This window comes from Variovorax sp. 20P10.2.4 (assembly GCF_058244205.1).
The window spans coordinates 1-17,225 of the sequence record NZ_JBZAYE010000100.1; the positions used below are offsets into that span (position 1 = coordinate 1).

Consider the following 17,225-nt stretch of genomic DNA (forward strand, 5'->3'; position numbering starts at 1 on the left):
CGACTGGTACATGGTCCATGTCATGGCATTGCGCGCGGCCGGGCGGTCGAACACCAGCGTGGCGATGCCGGCCGTCACCGAGAGATGGACGCTGCCTTCGCTCATGACCCGAAGGCTCCGGCCGCGGCCAGCTCGCGCTGTGCCGGCGCATCGATGCCGAGCTCGGCCAGCACCTCGGCCGTGTGCTGCCCGAGCAGCGGCGGCGCGCGGCGCACCTGCTGCGGCGTGCCGCCCATCTTCACGGCGAAGCCGATGTTGGGCACCTTGCCCTCCACCGGATGGTCGATCTCGATGCGCATGCGGCGGTGCCGGCCATGCTCGCTCTCGAAGGCCTCGGGGTAGCTGAGGATCGGCCCGGCCGGAATGCCCACGGCCAGCAGCCGGTCGATCCAGTGTTCGCAACCTTGTTGCGCGAAGCTGCGCTCGAGGCTCTCGATCAGCGCGTGCCGGTTCGCGAGGCGCAGCGACACCGTCGCGAAGCGTGCGTCATCGAGCAGGTCGGGCCGCTCCAGCGTGGCGCACAGCGTCTGCCACAGCTTCTGGTTGGTGGCGCCCATCACGAAGTGGCCATCGGCCGCCTTCATCGCCTGGTAGGGCGCGCTCATGCGGTTGGCGGTACCGAGCTGCTCGGGTTCGCGGCCGGTGCCCCAGTACTCGCTGATGTCCCAGATCGAGAAGGCCAGCGCGGAATCGAACAGCGAGGCATCGACGTACTGGCCGCGGCCCGTGGCCTTGGCGCCGATGTAGGCCGACAGCATGCCGTAGGTGGCGAACAGCGCGCAGCCGATGTCGGCCACCGGCACGCCGGCCTTGGCGGGCGGGCCGTCGGGATGGCCGGTCACGCTCATGATTCCCGACATCGCCTGCGCCATCAGGTCGAAGCCAGGCCGGCCGGCCCAGGGCCCGGTCTGGCCGAAGCCCGAGATGCTGACGTAGACCAGCCGCGGGTTGATCGCGCTGAGCGTCTCGTAGTCGGTGCGCAGCCGCTTCATCACGCCGGGGCGGTAGTTCTCGACCAGGATGTCGGCCTGCGCTACCAGCTTGTAGAGCACCTCGCGCCCGCTGTCGGACTTGAGGTCGAGCGCGATCGAGCGCTTGTTGCGGTTCATGTTGAGGAAGCCCATGCTGTCCGTGCCCTTGAGCTTGAAGCCCATGGCGCCGCGCGTCTGGTCGCCGCCCTGCGGCGGCTCGATCTTGATGACGTCGGCGCCGAGGTCGGCCAGCAGCATGCAGGCATAGGGGCCGGCCATGACCTGGCTCACGTCGAGCACGCGCACGCCGGCCAAGGGGAGGGGACGGGAGGAGGAGGTGTCGCTCATCGGTTGGCGTCTTTCAGGGGGAAAGGAAAATGGTCTCAAGCATCGGCGCGCACGCCGGCTTCTTTCACGATGCGGCCCCATTTCGCGTACTCGCTCGCGATGAAGGCGCCGAACTTCTCGGGGCTGCCGCCCGCGTCCTCGGCGCCGAACTCGTCGAGCCGCTGCGCGATGTCGGGCAGGGCCAGCACGCGGTTGATGTCCTCGCTCATGCGCTGCACCATCGGCGCGGCCATGCCGCGCGGGCCGACCAGGCCGTACCACGAGGCCGCGTCCAGCCCCGGAAAGCCCGACTCGGCGAGCGTGGGCACGGTGGGATGGCTGCGCGCGCGCTGCAGCCGCGTCTGCGCGATCGCGATCACCTTGCCCTGCTTCACGAAGGGCGTGGCCGCGGTCATGGTGTCGAAGGCGTAGTCGATCTGCCCACCGAGCAGGTCGACGATCAGGGCGCTCGAGCCCTTGTAGGGCACGTGCACCGCATCGACCTTGGCCTGCAGCTTGAACATCTCGAAAGCCAGGTGCTGCGCCGAGCCGATGCCCGAGGAGCCGAAGGACACACGGCCCGGCCGCTCGCGGCACAGCGCCACGACTTCGGGCAGGGTGCGTGCCTTCTGCGCGGGCGCGCAGGTCAGCATGTTCGGCGTCACGCCCACCAGGGTCAGCGGCGTGAAGTCGCGCCGCGGGTCGTAGCGCACGCCGGTCAGCAGCGCCGGCGCGATCGCGTGGCTGTTGACGTGCGCCATCAGCAGGGTGTTGCCGTCGGGCGGCTGCTTGCTCACGTAGTCGGCCGCGATCGCGCCGGTGGCGCCGGGCTTGTTCTCGACCACCACCGAGACGTTCCACATCGCGCCCAGCTTCTGGCCGATGACGCGCGCCAGCACGTCGGTGCCGCCGCCGGGCGCGAAGCCCACCACGATCTTCACGGGGCCGGCCGGTGGCGCCGCCTCGTTCGCGGCGCGCACCAGTGCCGGTGCTGCGAGGGCGGCCGCGGCCGCCAGGGTGAAGCTTCTGCGTTGCATGCTGCGATGTCTCCGTCGTTCTGTAAGTGCGACGGATGGTGCGCAAGGCCCGCACCGGGCGCCATCGCTATTTGGGCGAGGCTGGATTCGCGTTTTGCGTATCCGCGAGCACGCGCGCCACGCTGGCCGCGGCGCGCGACAGCGAATCCCCGGCGCGATGGCACAGCACGAACTGGCGCCGCGCCCAGTCGCCGCGGATCGGCAATCGCGCGAAGCGGCTGCCCGCCGCCACATGGCGCGCGATCGCCGCCGGCATGACGCCGATGCCCAGGTCCTGCGCCACCAGCGCCGCGATGCTGTCGAAGCCGCCCACGCGCATGCGCATGCGCAGCAGCTGGCCGGTCTCGTCGGCCAGCCGCGCCAGCATGATCGAGATCGCCGAGCCCTCGTTGAGCACGATCAGGTCGCAGGCCAGGATGTCCTCGAGCACCACCTCGCGCCGGCCGGCCAGCGCATGGCCGCGCGCGGTGACGGCCACCAGCCGGTCGCCGCGGTAGGGCAGCATCGGCAGGTCGATGGCGCCGAGGCTGGCCTCGTAGATGCCGATGTCGACCGTGCCGCGGCGCAGCGCCTGCTGCACCACCTGGCTGTTCATCTCCTGCAGGTCGATGCGCACGCCGGGGCAGGCGGCGGCGCAGCGCTCGATGTCGCGCGGCATGAACTGGATCACGGCCGACTTCGGCGCCGCCACGCGCACCACGCCCTGCTCGCCGCCGAGGTAGGAGGCCGCGTCGTCCTGCATGCGCAGCACGGTGTGCGTGATGTTGCGCGCATGCGCGAGCATCGCGCGCCCGGCATCGGTCAGCACCATGCCGTGCGGGCGGCGCTCGAACAGCGCCACGCCGAACTGCGATTCGAGCTCGAGGATGCGGCGCGAGGCCGCGGCCGGCGCCATGTGCATGCGCTCGGCGCCGCGCGTGACGCCGCCGAGCTCGGCGGTGGCGATGAAGAGCTGGACCGTCGTCAGGTCGAAATGCAGGCGCGTGCTCATGGGAAGGCGATGCCGGCCTCGCCGCTGCGCCAGGGCGGGTTCTTGCGCATGACGCTGTCGAACAACGGCGAGGCGATCCAGTCCGCGAGCCAGGCGCGCAGCCGCGGCCAGGGCTGGGCCTCGAACCAGGCCGGCTCGACCATCGCGTACTGGCGCACGAAGGGCATCAGCGCGGCATCGGCCAGGGTGGCGTGGGCGCCGAGCAGGAAGGCCGAGGCGGCCAGCCGCGCCTCGAGCTCGCGCAGGAAGCGCGCGCCCAGCTCGCGGGCCTCGGCCTGCACCGCGTCGGCGAAGCGGCCCGGGTACTTGTAGCGGTCGAGCTGCGGCTTGAAGCGGTCGTCGCAGGCGGCGACCAGCGCCTCGGTGTCGCCGGGCTGCAGCCAGCGCAGCGGATCGTGGGCTGCGAGCGCCCAGCGCATGATGTCCAGGCTCTGGTCGATCACCGTGCCGTCGGCCAGCACGAGCACCGGCACCGTGCCCTTGGGCGAGGCGGCCAGCATCTCGGGCGGCTTGCGCTTGAGCTCGACCTCGCGCAGCTCGCAGCGCTGGCCGCTCGCCGCCAGCGCGAGGCGGGCGCGCATCGCATAGGGGCAGCGGCGGAAGCTGTAGAGCACGGGCGGGGTCATCGGCGGCGGGAAGGCGGAGGCGGGCCCCGAGTCTATCGGCGCGGCCGGAGGCGGCGGCGACGGACGCTTTTCCGCTTTACATGCAACCGTGTTGCGTCATTCATATAATGCAATGCAGTTGCATATCAACGAGACCCACGCCATGCCCCAACGCCTCCCCGTCACCGTGCTGTCCGGCTTCCTCGGCGCCGGCAAGACCACGCTGCTCAACCACATCCTGCACAACCGCGAGGGCCGGCGCGTGGCGGTGATCGTCAACGACATGAGCGAGGTCAACATCGACGCCGCGCTGGTGCGCGAGGGCGGGGCCGAGCTGTCGCGCACCGACGAGCGGCTGGTCGAGATGAGCAACGGCTGCATCTGCTGCACCTTGCGCGAGGACCTGCTGATCGAGGTCGGGCGGCTCGCGAAGGAGGGCCGCTTCGACCAGCTGGTGATCGAGTCGACCGGCATCTCCGAACCGCTGCCGGTGGCCGAGACCTTCACCTTCGCGGGCGAGGACGGCAAGAGCCTGGCCGACGTGGCGCGGCTCGACACCATGGTCACGGTGGTCGATGCCTTCAATTTCCTGCGCGACTACGGCTCGGCCGACAGCCTGCGGCAGCGCGGCCAGTCGCTGGGCGACGAGGACGCGCGCACCGTGGTCGACCTGCTGATCGAGCAGATCGAGTTCTGCGACGTGCTGGTGCTCAACAAGACCGACCTGGTGAGCGCGGCCGAGCGCGAGCGGCTGATGGCGATCCTCAAGAGCCTCAATCCGCGCGCGCGCATCGAGCTGTCGCAGTTCGGTCGCATTTCGCTCGACCGGGTGCTCGACACCGGCCTGTTCGACTTCGCGCAGGCCGAGCAGGCGCCGGGCTGGCTGGCCGAGCTGCGCGGCGAGCACCTGCCCGAGAGCGAGGCCTACGGCATCCGCAGCTTCGTCTATCGCGCGCGGCTGCCGTTCAATCCGCAGCGCTTCTGGGACCTGGTGCAGCAGGAATGGGAGGGCGTGGTGCGCTCCAAGGGTTTCTTCTGGCTCGCGAGCCGGCCCACGCGCGCGGGCAACTGGTCGCAGGCCGGGGGCGCCTGCCGCTACGGCGCGGCGGGCTTCTGGTGGGCGGCGGTGCCGCGCGAGCACTGGCCCAGCGATCCCGAGGGGCTGGCGCTGATCCAGAGCCACTGGGACCCGGCCACGGGCGATGCGCGGCAGGAACTGGTGCTGATCGGCATCGGCATGGACGAGGCCGCGCTGCGCGCGCGGCTCGATGCCTGCCTGCTCACCGAGGAAGAGATGCGCTACGGCGCCTCGTGGTGGCAGAACCTGCCGGACCCTTTCCCGTCCTGGAACGTGTAGGGCGGGCGGCGGGCCGGGTCGCGGGTGCGGCTTCGGCGGGCACGCAGTCGCCGCAGGTGCCGTGCAGGGTGAGCGCGGTGCGGCGGGTGTCGATGCCCTGCTTGCGCAGCGCGCGACCGAGCCGGCCCATGACCTTGGGCAGCTCGGGGTCGGAGGGCAGGGCCAGCACCTTGTGGCACTGGTCGCACTCGAAGGTGTTGCCCGAGGCGGCCTCGACGTGGCGCGCGAAGCGGTTCACGCGGTCGGCGCCGACGCGGCGATCGCACAGGCCGACCTCGACCAGCCGGTCGAGCACGCGGTAGATCGTGACCCGGTCGGGTTCCTCGCCGGTGGCGGTGGTGTAGGCCGCGGCGACTTCGTCGTGCGTGAGCGGTTGGGAGGTGTGCTCGAGCAGCTCGAGCACGGTCTGGGCGGCGCGCGTGACGCGCAGTCCGCGGTCGCGCAGCTGGCTTTCGCTGTCGAAGGTTGCGTGGGCCATTCGGGGCTTCGGTTGCGAGGTCGTTGTCTTCATGCGAGCCGCCATTGTGTTGCATACCGCGCCGTCGTGGGCGCGCCGCGGCGAATCGCCCGGCTTCCATGCCAGATAATCCGCGCGAATCGGACAGACCACGGACGCCACGACGCAACAGCATGGACACGGGACGCGACGGCGACGCACTGAGCCACCTGCTCGCGGGCTACAAGTCCGAGCGCGCCGTCACGGCGCGCTTCTCGCTCTCGGCGCCCTGGGCGCTGCACTCGACCGGCGTGGACGGCCCGCTGATCCGCCTGTGCACCGGCGCCCCCTACTGGATTTCGGTGGCCGATGCCGAGCCGGTGCAGGTGGCGCCGCACGACATCGCGATGCTGCCGCAGGGTGGCGCGCACACCGTGTCGTCGGCGCCGGGGCTCGAGGCGCGGCCGTTCCGCGAGCTGATCGCCGCGCATTCCACCGGCCGCCACGGCGACCACCCGATCGTGTTCTCGCACGGCGGCGGCGGTCCGGTCACCGAGCTGTTCTCGCTGCACCTGTGGCTGCCGGCCCAGGGGCTGGGCTCGATCATCGCGAGCCTGCCGCCGCTGATCGTGCTGCGCCAGGCGCAGATTCCCACCACGGCCTCGCTCGCGCTGGCGATGGAGACGCTGGTCAACGAGACCGTGGCCCAGCGCCCGGGCTGGCAGCTCTCGGCCGCGCGCATGGCCGACCTGCTGCTGGTCCACATCCTCTGCGAGCACCTGTACGCGCAGCCGCCGACGGCGCCGGCCGGTCCCGCCGCGCCGGCCGAGCGCCTGGGCACCTTGCGCGGGCTCGACGACGAGAGCATCGCGCGCGCCATGGCGCTGATGCACGAGCGGCCCGCCCATCCGTGGTCGGTGGCGACGCTGGCGCAGGCCAGCTACCTGTCGCGCACCATCTTCAGCGAGCGCTTCCGCACGCTGGTGGGCGTGACGCCGATGCACTACCTGGGCTCCTACCGCATGACGCTGGCGGCCGAGAAGCTCAAGAACCGGCAGCTGAGCCTGCACCAGGTGGCCGAGTCGGTGGGCTACGCGTCGGAAAAGGCCTTCTCGCGCGCCTTCCAGCGCTGGACCGGGCTCACGCCCAGCGCCTACGCCCGGCGCCACGGCGCCGCCTGAACGCCGTCATCGTCCTGTCACGGACGAACGGTGACCAAATCCGGCGCGCCGGAGGTTGAGCCGCCGGCCCCGGGGCCGAAGAATCGCCGCATCCCCATCACGGCCCGCGCAGCACGCGGGCCAGAGAGACGACGACATGACGGCCTCCCCCTCGCGCCCCCGGCGGCAGCGCGTGATTCCCGCGGTGCGCGATCCCGCGCTCGAGCTTTCGCTGGTCAAGCCGATCGCGACCGGCGACAACCACCAGCGCGCGGCCACGGTGCAGGACACCGACGGCGAGCCGCTGCTGCAATTCGAGGGCCGCAGCAACCCCTACCTCGAGCACCAGCGCAACGACCTGCTGCTGAGCCTGCAGCACATGCGCAGCGAAGGCCACGACGAGATGGTCTTCATGTGCATCACCCACTGCAAGGAGCTGAGCTTCAAGGCGATCCACTACGAACTCTCGAACATGCAGCTGCGCGTGCGCGCCGACGACGTGGCCGGCGCGCTGCAGCTCGCGCCGCGGGTGCGCGCGCTGCTCGAGTTCCTGGCCAAGACCTGGGACGTGCTCTCGACCATCACGCCGCACGAGTTCAACCAGTTCCGCAACACGCTGGGCATCGCCTCGGGCCAGCAGTCCTACATGTACCGGCACGTGGAATTCATCCTCGGCAACAAGTCGATTCCGCTGGCGCGCGCGCATGCCAACAACCCCGAGGTGTGGCCCTACATGGAGCGCGCGCTGAATTCGCCGAGCCTCTACGACGACGTGCTCGCGCTGCTGCACCGGCGCGGCGTGCCCGTGCCGGCCGAGGCGCTCGAGCGCGACTGGTCGGCGAGCTACGCGCCCAACGCGGGCGTGGAGGCCGCATGGCTGCAGGTCTACGGCGACCCGGCGCCCGAGAACGATCTCTACCGGCTCGGCGAGGCGCTGATGGACATCGCCGACGTGTTCTCGCAGTACCGCTGGCGCCATTTCGTCTCGGTCGAACGCATCCTGGGCTTCAAGCCCGGCACGGGCGGCTCGGCCGGCGTGGGCTGGCTGCGCAGCGTGGTCGATCACCGCTTCTTTCCCGAGCTGTGGTCGGTGCGCACGCGGCTCTGAGCCTTTCCTTTCGTTTTTCTTTCTGGAGCACGCGTGTTCGATCAACTGCCGGCCTATGCCGACGATCCCATCCTCGGCCTGTTCGAGGCCTACAAGGCCGACCCGCGGCCGCACAAGGTCAACCTCGGCATCGGCATCTATTGCGACGAGCAGGGCCGGGTGCCGGTGCTGGCTTCGGTGCGCGCGGCGCGCGCGCTGCTGGCCGAGGCCGATGCGCCCAGCGCCTATGCGCCGACCGAGGGGGCGCAGCCCTACCGCGACGCGGTGCGGCGGCTGGTGTTCGGCGAGGTGGCAACGGCGCCGCTCGTGGTGGTGCAGACCGTGGCCGGCACCGGCGCACTCAAGACCGGCGCGGACCTGCTGAAGGACCTGTCGCCCGAGGCCACGGTGTGGATGCCCGACCCGACCTGGGCCAACCATGCGGCGATCTTCGAGGGCGCGGGGCTGCGCGTCGATCACTATCCCTACTACGACGGCAAGACCGGCGGCTTCGACCTCGATGGCGCCATCGCCACGCTCGGCAAGCTTCCGGCCGGCGACATCGTGCTGCTGCATCCCTGTTGCCACAACCCGACCGGCGTGGATCCCTCGCACGAGGAGTGGCGCGCGCTGTTCGACACCATCGCGCAGCGCGGCCTGCTGCCCTTCTTCGACATGGCCTACCAGGGCTTCGCGCAGGGCGTGGACGAGGATGCCTGGGCGGTGCGCGAATGCGTGCGCCGCGGCATCGCCTGCCTGGTGGCGAGCTCGTTCTCGAAGATCTTCTCGCTCTATGGCGAACGCGTGGGTGCGCTCGCCGTGCATGCGCCGGGCGCCGATGCGGCGCGGCTGCTGGGCCGGCTCAAGCTCGGCATCCGGCGCAGCTATTCGTGCCCGCCGGGACAAGGCGCGGCGCTGGTGCAGGCGATCCTGTCGGACCGCGCGCTCGAGGCGCAATGGCGCGCCGAGCTCGAGGCGATGCGGCTGCGCATGCGCGCGATGCGCACGGCGCTGCATCGCGCGCTGGGACCGGGCTCGGGCTACCTGGTGGCGCAGCACGGCATGTTCAGCTACACGGGACTGGCGCCCGCGCAGATCGATGCACTGCGCGAACGCTTCGGCGTGTACCTCGTGGGCTCGGGGCGGTTGTGCGTCGCGGGGCTCAATGCCTCGAACATCGAACGGGTGAGCGCCGCGCTCGCGGCGGTGCGCGCATGACGCGGCCCGAACGCATCCTCGTCGTGGGCGCCGGCATCGCGGGCTGCTCGGCGGCGATCGCGCTGGCGAGCCGGGGCTTCGGCGTCACGCTGATCGAGAAGCAGGCCGAATGGCGCTTCCAGAGCTCGGGCATCTTCATCTACGGCAACGGTCTCGAGGCGCTGCGCGCGGTGGGCGTGCTGCCGCGCATCCTCGAGGCCGGTTTCGCGATCGAGGACGGGCGCAACGTCTACCTCGACCACCACGGCGCGCCGATCGTCGACGTGTTCTATCCGCGCTCGCAGGGCGGCGCGGCGCCGATCGTGGGCATCAAGCGCTCGGAGATGCACCGCGTGTTGGCAGGCCGGCTGTCGGCGCTGGGCGTGGAGATCCGGCTCGCGACCACGGTGGAACGGGTCGACCCCGAGGGCGAGCGCGCGCGGGTGCTGCTGTCCGACGGCACGGCGCAGGCCTTCGACCTGGTCGTCGGCGCCGACGGCATCCGTTCGCAGTTGCGCGAACACGTGGCGGGACCGCTCGCGCCGCGCTACACCGGCTTCGGCGTCTGGCGCAGCGTGCACGAGCGGCCGCGCGCGCTGGTGGCCAAGATCATGATGATGGGCATCGGCAAGAGGCTGGGCATCATGCCGATCGCCGACGACCGGCTCTACCTGTTCGGCACCGTGGCCGAGCCGGCCGGCCGCTGGTATCCGAAGGAGGACTGGCCCGCGCGCATGCGCGAGCGCTTCGCCGAGTTCGGCGGACCGGCGCGGCCCTTCCTCGACCAGCTCGGTGCGGACTCGGAGTTGCTCTACACCGCGGTCGAGGAGGTGCAGGCGCCGCTGCCCTGGCATGCGGGGCGCCTCCTGCTGATCGGCGACGCGGCCCATGCCTCGACGCCGTTCATGGGACAGGGCGGGGCGATGGCGGTGGAGGACGCGGTGGTGCTGGCCGAGATGCTGGCCGACCACGGCATCTCGGACGCCACCTTGCGCGCCTTCGGCGAGCGCCGCTATCCGATGTGCCGCTTCGTGCAGGACGCCTCGCGCCAGGTGGGCGAGGCCGGCGCGGTGGAGGACGCCGCGAGCTGCGCGCTGCGCAACGCGGCGATGCGCGAGGGCGCGCAGCGGCAGGTCGATGCGTTCTACGGCCGACTGGACGCGCTGCGCGCGGCTTGAACCGTGTGCTTATGCCCGGATCGGCCTAAGCATCTGACGAATGGGTCGTTCGCGCGCGGGCGGCGGCGCGACAGAATCGCGCGCGTTCTCCAGCCCGTACCCGAAAGTTCTCCATGCGCGTCCCCTCCCTGTTCAAGCCGGCCCTCCTGTTCTGGGCCGGCGCGTCGATCGCCCTGGGCGCGCAGGCGCAAACCCCCGCCGCTTCCTATCCGGCCAAGGCCGTCCACATTACCGTGGCCAACACGCCCGGCAGCTCGCCCGACGTGCTCGCGCGCTACCTCTCGACGCGGCTGTCGGAGCAATGGAAGCAGCCGGTGGTGGTCGACAACAAGGCTGGCGCGGCCGGCATCCTCGCGGCCGACGGGCTCGCCAAGGCGCAGCCCGACGGCTATTCGCTGCTGGTGGGCGCCGACGGCCCGATCACCATCCTGCCGAACCTGCAGGCCAGCCTGCCCTACGACGCGCGGCGCGACCTGCTGCCGGTGGTGTCGCTGGGCCAGATCGACTTCGTGCTGGTGGCCAATCCCAAGACCGGCTATCGCAGCGTGGCCGACTTCGTGCGCGCCGCCAAGGCGCAGCCGGGCCGCATCAACTACGCGTCGGCCGGCAACGGCAGCCCGCAGCAGCTGGGCATGGAGCTGTTCAAGCAGAAGGCCGGCATCTACGTGACCCACATCCCGTACCGCGGCGGCCCGCTGGGCATGCAGGACGTGATCGCGGGCCAGGTCGACGTGATGCTGATCGCCGTGGGCCCGGCGCTGCCGCACATCCGCAGCGGCCGGCTGGTGGCGCTGGGCACGGGCGGCGAGAAGCGCCATCCGCTGCTGCCCGAGGTGCCGACGCTGGGCGAGAGCTACCCCGGCTACCGCGCCGGTACCTGGTTCGGCCTGTTCGCGCCCGCGAACACGCCGCAGCCGGTGGTCGACGCGATCGCGCAGGAGGCCGGCCGCATCGTGCGCACGCCGGCCGCGCGCGCCGACCTCGCGGCCCAGGGCATCGAGGCCACCGGTTTCGCGCAGCGCCAGTTCCAGGGCCAGGTGGCGGCCGAGTACGAGCGCTATGCGCAGATCGTGAAGGCGAACGGGATCAAGGCGGAATAAGGCGCGGGTCAGCGCACCGACTTGGCCAGCGCCCGCGCGAAGGCCGCGACGTCCTCGTCGCGGCAGACCTCCGCGACCAGCGGCGCATGGCCCTGCGCCACGGCCGCCAGCGCCATCGCCTTCTTCGGGCACAGGCCCAGGCAACTGGACTGCACCACGCGCAGCCGAATCGGCACGTCGCGCAGCTCGTGCTTGAGTTCCTTGCGCACCGGCCTGGCCTGCAGCTTCGCGGGGCCGTCCTTGCGCGCCTCGCATTCGCCGCAGACCAGCACGAGGCCGCCGAGCTTGGTGTCTACCAGGGGTGGGGAATGGCTCACGCGGGGTCCTTCGCTGGGGTTCTTGCGGACCATCTTGGGGGCGTGGCCGCGCCGCGCAAGTCGGCCGAGCGGCCGTCCGGGTGCGCGGGATGCACCGGATCCCTGCGCTGGATCAATGTCCCGGGCCGCCCGAATGCGCTAAGGTCCGGCCATCCGCGCCTGTTTGGCGTACTTTTTCACGACTTTCACCGACCATGTCCCGTCCCCCCATCGAGATCGAAACCGCCCCCCATCCCACCGCCACGGTGATCGTGATGCATGGCCTGGGCGCCGACGGCAACGACTTCGTGCCCATCGCCAACGAGCTCGACCTCTCGAGCGTGGGCCCGGTGCGCTTCGTGTTCCCGAACGCGCCCGTGATCCCGGTCACCATCAACGGCGGCTACCAGATGCCGGCCTGGTACGACATCGCGGTGGCCGACCTGGTGGCGCGCGAGGACGAGGCCGGCCTGCGCCGCTCGCAAGCCACGATCGAGGCGCTGATCGCCAACGAGAAGGCGCGCGGCATCGCGGCCGAGCGCATCGTGGTGGCCGGCTTCTCGCAGGGCTGCGCGATGGCGCTGATGACCGGGCTGCGCCACGGCGAGCGGCTCGCGGGCATCGTCGGCCTCTCGGGCTACCTGCCGATCGCGGCCACCACCGCGGCCGAGCGCCATGCGGCTAACCACGACACGCCGGTGTTCCTGGCCCACGGCCGGCAGGACCCGGTGGTGCCGATCGCGCGCGCCCAGCAGTCGCGCGACGCGCTCGCGGCACTGGGCTACACCATCGAATGGCACGAGTACGCGATGGCGCACTCGGTCTGCATCGAGGAGATCGGCGACCTCAACGCCTTCCTGCTGCGCGTGCTCGCACGCTGAACCGGCGGGCCGAGGCGCCCGCGACACTCGAAAGGAGACACCCCATGATCCTCGTCATCGGCCATGCCACCGCCAAGCCCGACACCCTGCAGGCCATGCTGGCGATCAGCGTCGAGCACGTGCAGCGCTCGCGCGCCGAGCCCGGCTGCCTCTCGCACGAGGTCTCGACCGACGCGCTGCAGCCGCTGCGGCTCACCTTCGTCGAGCGCTGGAGCGACATGGCGGCGCTGCAGGTGCATTTCCGCGTCGAGGCCTCGCGCGCCTTCGGCAAGGCGCTGGCCGCGATGGCCGACGGGCCGCCGCAGATCCACGTCTACCAGTCCGAGGAGATCGACCTGGCCGGCCTCGCGGGCCGCTCCGGCGCTGCGCCACGGACCCCCGAAAAGAGCTGATCGCGTCAGCGCGTCGAAAGGTGATGCTATGGAAAAAATAGCGGACCGCAGCATAGCCGGCAGCGGGTTTCCCTGCACGAGCAGCGCCCGCGCCGCCGTGCTACCTTCCAGCCCCTCAGAAGATTGATGGGTCATAACAATATGAGCAACAGATTGCAGGAGAGGCTGGGTTCGCTCTCGGCCGGGCGGTTGAAAGGCATGCGGCGCGGCATCGAGAAGGAAAGCCTGCGCGCGCTGCCCGACGGCAAGCTCGCGCTGACGCCCCATCCGCTCGCGCTCGGCTCGGCGCTGACCCATCCGCACATCACGACCGACTTCAGCGAGTCGCAGCTCGAGCTGATCACGGGCGTGCATGGCGACGCCGAGGCCGCGCTCGACGAGCTGACCCGGGTCCACCAGTTCACCTACCGCGTGCTCGACCAGCTCGGCGACGAGCGCATGTGGGTCTCGAGCATGCCCTGCGGCCTGCCGACCGACGAGACCATTCCGATCGGCCGCTACGGCTCGTCGAACGTGGGCCGCGCCAAGAGCGTCTACCGCATGGGCCTGAGCCACCGCTACGGCCGCCGCATGCAGACCATCTCGGGCATCCACTACAACTGGTCGCTGCCCGAGGTCTCGAGCGAAGCGTATTTCGCGCTGATCCGCAACTTCCGCCGCCACGCCTTCCTGCTGCTGTACCTGTTCGGCGCCTCGCCGGCGCTGTGCTCGAGCTTCGTCGCGGGCCGCCCGCACGAGCTGCAGCCGCTGGGCGACGGCAGCATGTTCATGCCACACGGCACCTCGCTGCGCATGGGCCGCCTGGGCTACCAGAGCGACGCGCAGGCCTCGCTGGCCGTGAGCTACAACAGCCTCGAGGGCTACGGCGCCTCGCTGCAGGACGCGCTCACGCGCCCCTGGCCGGCCTACGAGGCCATCGGCATCCGCAACCTCGGCGGCGACTACAACCAGCTCGGCACCAGCCTGCTGCAGATCGAGAACGAGTTCTACGGCACCATCCGCCCCAAGCGCGTGATCAACCCCGGCGAGCGCCCGCTGCATGCGCTGCGCGAGCGCGGCGTCGAGTACGTCGAGGTGCGGCTGATGGACCTCGATCCCTTCGAGACCGTGGGCATCAACGCCCAGACCATGCGCTTCCTCGACGTGTTCCTGCTGCACTGCCTGCTCAGCGACAGCCCCGACGACACGCCGCAGGAGATCGCCGACCTGGCGCACAACCAGCACCTGACGGCCGCGCGCGGTCGCGAGCCGGGCCTGGCGCTGCTGCGCGGCGGCCAGCCGGTGTCGCTGGTCGACTGGGGCCTGGAGCTGGTCGAGCAGTGCGCGCCGATCGCCGAGCGGCTCGATGCCGCGCACGGCGGCACGGCCCATGCCGAGGCGGTGCGCGCCGCGCGCGAGGCGCTGGGCAACCCCGACAGCCTGCCCTCGGCGCGCGTGCTCGCGGCCATCGAGCACGAGCATGCCAACTCCTTCATCGGCTTCATCCGCGCGCGCTCCGAGCAGACCCGCGCCGCGCTGATGGCGCTGCCCTTCTCCGACGCCCAGCGCGCCATATTCGCGCGCATGACCGAGGATTCGATCCAGGAGCAGAAGCGCATCGAGATGGCCGACACCATGCCCTTCGAGATCTACCGCGAGCAGTACGTGTCGCCCACGCGCCTGGGCGTGGGCAAGGGCCAGCGGGTGGCCGTCGCGGCCTGACGGCGGGCCGCCCGGCCGCCGGCTGACGACAGCCGTCTTGGCCCGTGGCCTACAGGCGGTCGGTGCCGCTGGCTCACGCTGCACCGCCGCATGGCTGAGAGGATCGGACCATGCAAGCCGTCGCCCGCCAGCCGTTTCCTCCCGCCTCGTTCCGCGCCCTGGCCGATCCGCAACGGTGCGGCACTGCGCGGGGCGGGCGATCATGAGTCTCAAGGCCTATCTCGTCGAAGACAGCCCCGTGATCCGCGAGAACCTCGTGGGTTTCCTCGAGGACGTGACCGAGACCGAGGTGCTGGCCGTGGCCGGCAGCGAGGACGAGGCCGTGGCCTGGCTGCAGCGCCACCGCGACGACTGGGACCTGACCATCGTCGACCTGTTCCTCGAGCGCGGCAACGGCCTGGGCGTGCTCGACGCCTGCCGCCAGCGTTCGCCGCACCAGAAGGTGGTGGTGCTCAGCAACTACGCCACCGCCGAGATGCGCGACCGCTCGCGCCTGCTGGGCGCCGACGCCTTCTTCGACAAGTCGGCCGAGCTCGACCAGCTCGTCGCCTACTGCGAAACCCTGCACGAAACCTCGTCGCACGAGTGACTGGCGGGACCGCCCGGGTGCGGCCGCGCGGTACTTTCTGAGGTAAAACGCGCCGCGGCGCGTGCGGTTCGGACGCGCCCTCCATCCATCCTCCGAGAGACCGAGACGACATGAGCAACGACAGCAGCATCGACTTCCAGGGCCGCGTGGCCATCGTGACCGGCGCCGGCGGCGGCCTGGGCCGCCAGCATGCGCTGGCCCTCGCGGCGCGCGGCGCCAAGGTGGTGGTCAACGACCTCGGCGGGGCGCGCGACGGTTCGGGCGGCTCGGTGAGCGCGGCGCAGGCGGTGGTCGACGAGATCAAGGCCGCGGGCGGCGAGGCGATCGCCAACGGCGCCTCGGTCACCGACTTCGAGGCCGTGCAGGCCATGGTGCAGCAGGCGGTCGATGCCTGGGGCCGGGTCGACATCCTCGTGAACAACGCCGGCATCCTGCGCGACAAGAGCTTCGCCAAGATGGAACTGGCCGACTTCAGGCTGGTGGTCGACGTGCACCTGATGGGCGCCGTCAACTGCACCAAGGCCGTCTGGGCGCTGATGAACGCGCAGAAGTACGGCCGCATCGTGATGACCACCTCCTCGAGCGGCCTGTACGGCAACTTCGGCCAGAGCAACTACGGCGCCGCCAAGCTGGCGCTGGTGGGCCTGATGCAGACCCTGAGCATCGAGGGCGCGAAGAACGACATCCGCGTCAACTGCCTGGCGCCCACCGCGGCCACGCGCATGACCGAGGACCTGTTCCCGCCCGACATGCTCGAGGCCTTCCAGCCCGAGGCCGTGGTGCCGGCGATGCTGGTGCTGGCGGCCGAGAACGCACCCACGCGCGCCATCCTGTGCGCGGGCGCCGGCACCTTCGAGGCCGCGCACATCACGCTCACGCAGGGCGCCTGGATCGGCATCGGCGGCGACACGCCCGAGCAGCTGGCCGCGCGGCTCGACGAGGTGCGCGCGCGCGAGGGCGAGCAGGTGCCCCAGAGCGGCACCGCGCAGGGCGCGAACGAGGTCGCGAAGGCGAAGGCGGCGCGCGGCTGAATTCGCGCCCGGCGTTCATGGCGCTTGACCTCGAGTGCACGCGAGCACTTCCAATGAAATCCACCGGACCCCCGGTGCTTTCCATTGACGCTCAAGAGGACATCGCCATGAACACCACCACCGCCAGCAACAAGGCGCTCATCCAGCACATCCACGCCCAGCTTGACCAGGGCAACAGCCGGCCCTTCCTCGAGGGCTTCGCCGACGACGCCACCTGGAAGCTCGAGGGCAGCACCGCCTGGTCGCGCACCTACCGCGGCAGGAAGGCGATCCGCGAGGAGCTGCTGAACCCGCTGTTCGCCCAGTTCGCCACACCCTACACCAGCCGCACCGAGCACGTCCTGGCCGACGAGGACCGGGTGGTGGTGCAATTCAGCGGCGACGTGCTGACCCATGCGGGGCACCGCTACAACAACCGCTATTGCTACGTCTACCGACTCGAAGGAGGCCTGGTGAAGGAGCTGATCGAGTATTTCGACACCGGCCTGGTGGCCTCGGCGCTGGACGCGCCGACGGTCCCGGCCGCGGCCGATGCCGGAGGCTGAGGCCCGGCGCGGCGTCGCGCAGGGCACGCCGTTCCTGATCGGCGAGCTGGCGCAGCGCACCGGCCGCAGCGTGCACGCGATCCGCTGGTACGAGAGCCAGGGGCTGGTGCCCGGCGTGGTGCGTGACGCGGGCGGGCGGCGCCTGTACGGTGAGCCCCACATCGGCTGGCTCGACCTGATGGACCGGCTGCGCCGCACCGGCATGTCGATCGCCGAGATGCGCGAGTACACGGCACTCGCGCTGCGCGGCCGCGCCACCCTGGCCGAGCGGCGCGCGCTGCTCGCGGCGCACCGCGAGCGCGTGAATCAGACCATCGCCGAATGGAAGCGCGCGCTGTCGCTGG

The 17,225-nt window shown here is 71.0% G+C and carries 19 protein-coding genes; 13 read left to right on the top strand and 6 right to left on the bottom strand.

Annotated elements, in window-relative coordinates; translation table 11 throughout:
- Positions 1-101: 101 nt before the first annotated feature.
- From AC27VN_RS12505 to AC27VN_RS12520, 4 genes are all read right to left on the bottom strand, one after another.
- On the bottom strand, positions 102-1,319 hold the full coding sequence (locus AC27VN_RS12505; RefSeq protein ID WP_490876738.1) for a CaiB/BaiF CoA transferase family protein: 1,218 nt from the start codon (positions 1,317-1,319) through the stop codon (positions 102-104).
- A gap of 35 nt (positions 1,320-1,354) precedes the next feature.
- Positions 1,355-2,335: a tripartite tricarboxylate transporter substrate binding protein gene (locus AC27VN_RS12510; protein WP_490876739.1), complete on the bottom strand. Its 981-nt coding sequence runs from the start codon at positions 2,333-2,335 to the stop codon at positions 1,355-1,357.
- A 67-nt stretch (positions 2,336-2,402) separates the two neighbouring features.
- The gene (locus tag AC27VN_RS12515; protein WP_398495149.1) at positions 2,403-3,326 is read right to left on the bottom strand and encodes a LysR family transcriptional regulator; all 924 of its coding nucleotides are present in this window, start codon (positions 3,324-3,326) and stop codon (positions 2,403-2,405) included.
- Complete coding sequence (locus tag AC27VN_RS12520; RefSeq protein WP_490876740.1) at positions 3,323-3,952, bottom strand: glutathione S-transferase; 630 nt, start codon at positions 3,950-3,952, stop codon at positions 3,323-3,325. Before AC27VN_RS12520 ends, AC27VN_RS12515 begins: the two co-directional genes overlap by 4 nt.
- 142 nt (positions 3,953-4,094) lie before the next feature.
- Here AC27VN_RS12520 and zigA point away from each other — a divergent pair, with 142 nt between their 5' ends.
- Positions 4,095-5,288, top strand: coding sequence for a zinc metallochaperone GTPase ZigA (gene zigA, locus AC27VN_RS12525; RefSeq protein ID WP_490876741.1), 1,194 nt, complete (start codon positions 4,095-4,097; stop codon positions 5,286-5,288).
- Here the strand turns inward: zigA and AC27VN_RS12530 are convergent.
- Positions 5,212-5,766, bottom strand: coding sequence for a Fur family transcriptional regulator (locus tag AC27VN_RS12530; RefSeq protein WP_490876742.1), 555 nt, complete (start codon positions 5,764-5,766; stop codon positions 5,212-5,214). The genes zigA and AC27VN_RS12530 overlap by 77 nt on opposite strands.
- A gap of 152 nt (positions 5,767-5,918) precedes the next feature.
- Here AC27VN_RS12530 and AC27VN_RS12535 point away from each other — a divergent pair, with 152 nt between their 5' ends.
- From AC27VN_RS12535 to AC27VN_RS12555, 5 genes are all read left to right on the top strand, one after another.
- Positions 5,919-6,905: an AraC family transcriptional regulator gene (locus tag AC27VN_RS12535; protein ID WP_490876743.1), complete on the top strand. Its 987-nt coding sequence runs from the start codon at positions 5,919-5,921 to the stop codon at positions 6,903-6,905.
- Between the two features lie 136 nt (positions 6,906-7,041).
- On the top strand, positions 7,042-7,992 hold the full coding sequence (locus AC27VN_RS12540; RefSeq protein ID WP_490876744.1) for a tryptophan 2,3-dioxygenase: 951 nt from the start codon (positions 7,042-7,044) through the stop codon (positions 7,990-7,992).
- A 33-nt stretch (positions 7,993-8,025) separates the two neighbouring features.
- Entirely contained in the window at positions 8,026-9,189 is a 1,164-nt protein-coding gene (locus AC27VN_RS12545; protein WP_490876745.1) for an amino acid aminotransferase, read from the top strand.
- Complete coding sequence (locus AC27VN_RS12550) at positions 9,186-10,346, top strand: FAD-dependent oxidoreductase (protein WP_490876746.1); 1,161 nt, start codon at positions 9,186-9,188, stop codon at positions 10,344-10,346. Before AC27VN_RS12545 ends, AC27VN_RS12550 begins: the two co-directional genes overlap by 4 nt.
- Before the next feature lie 113 nt (positions 10,347-10,459).
- Positions 10,460-11,446, top strand: a complete 987-nt coding sequence (locus tag AC27VN_RS12555; RefSeq protein WP_490876747.1) for a Bug family tripartite tricarboxylate transporter substrate binding protein — start codon at positions 10,460-10,462, stop codon at positions 11,444-11,446.
- Between the two features lie 8 nt (positions 11,447-11,454).
- Here AC27VN_RS12555 and AC27VN_RS12560 read toward each other — a convergent pair whose 3' ends face one another.
- Positions 11,455-11,763 carry a hypothetical protein gene (locus AC27VN_RS12560; RefSeq protein ID WP_143129052.1) on the bottom strand — a complete coding sequence of 103 codons (309 nt, stop codon included), beginning with the start codon at positions 11,761-11,763 and terminating at the stop codon, positions 11,455-11,457.
- 194 nt (positions 11,764-11,957) lie between these two features.
- On the opposite strand from AC27VN_RS12560, the gene AC27VN_RS12565 reads away from it, so the two are divergent.
- The 7 genes from AC27VN_RS12565 to AC27VN_RS12595 all read left to right on the top strand — a co-directional run.
- Positions 11,958-12,623 carry an alpha/beta hydrolase gene (locus AC27VN_RS12565; RefSeq protein ID WP_057595650.1) on the top strand — a complete coding sequence of 222 codons (666 nt, stop codon included), beginning with the start codon at positions 11,958-11,960 and terminating at the stop codon, positions 12,621-12,623.
- A gap of 44 nt (positions 12,624-12,667) precedes the next feature.
- Positions 12,668-13,015 (top strand): putative quinol monooxygenase, encoded by a 348-nt coding sequence (locus AC27VN_RS12570; protein ID WP_490876748.1) that lies wholly within the window; start codon positions 12,668-12,670, stop codon positions 13,013-13,015.
- Between the two features lie 141 nt (positions 13,016-13,156).
- Complete coding sequence (gene gshA / locus AC27VN_RS12575) at positions 13,157-14,716, top strand: glutamate--cysteine ligase (protein WP_490876749.1); 1,560 nt, start codon at positions 13,157-13,159, stop codon at positions 14,714-14,716.
- Positions 14,717-14,918: 202 nt separating this feature from the next.
- Positions 14,919-15,305 (top strand): response regulator, encoded by a 387-nt coding sequence (locus AC27VN_RS12580; RefSeq protein WP_057595653.1) that lies wholly within the window; start codon positions 14,919-14,921, stop codon positions 15,303-15,305.
- 110 nt (positions 15,306-15,415) lie between these two features.
- Positions 15,416-16,336 (top strand): SDR family NAD(P)-dependent oxidoreductase, encoded by a 921-nt coding sequence (locus AC27VN_RS12585; protein WP_093339902.1) that lies wholly within the window; start codon positions 15,416-15,418, stop codon positions 16,334-16,336.
- Between the two features lie 107 nt (positions 16,337-16,443).
- Entirely contained in the window at positions 16,444-16,881 is a 438-nt protein-coding gene (locus AC27VN_RS12590) for a nuclear transport factor 2 family protein (RefSeq protein ID WP_490876750.1), read from the top strand.
- The coding region (locus AC27VN_RS12595) for a MerR family transcriptional regulator (protein WP_490876751.1) at positions 16,868-17,225 on the top strand (358 nt) is incomplete at its 3' end. The genes AC27VN_RS12590 and AC27VN_RS12595, both read left to right, overlap by 14 nt.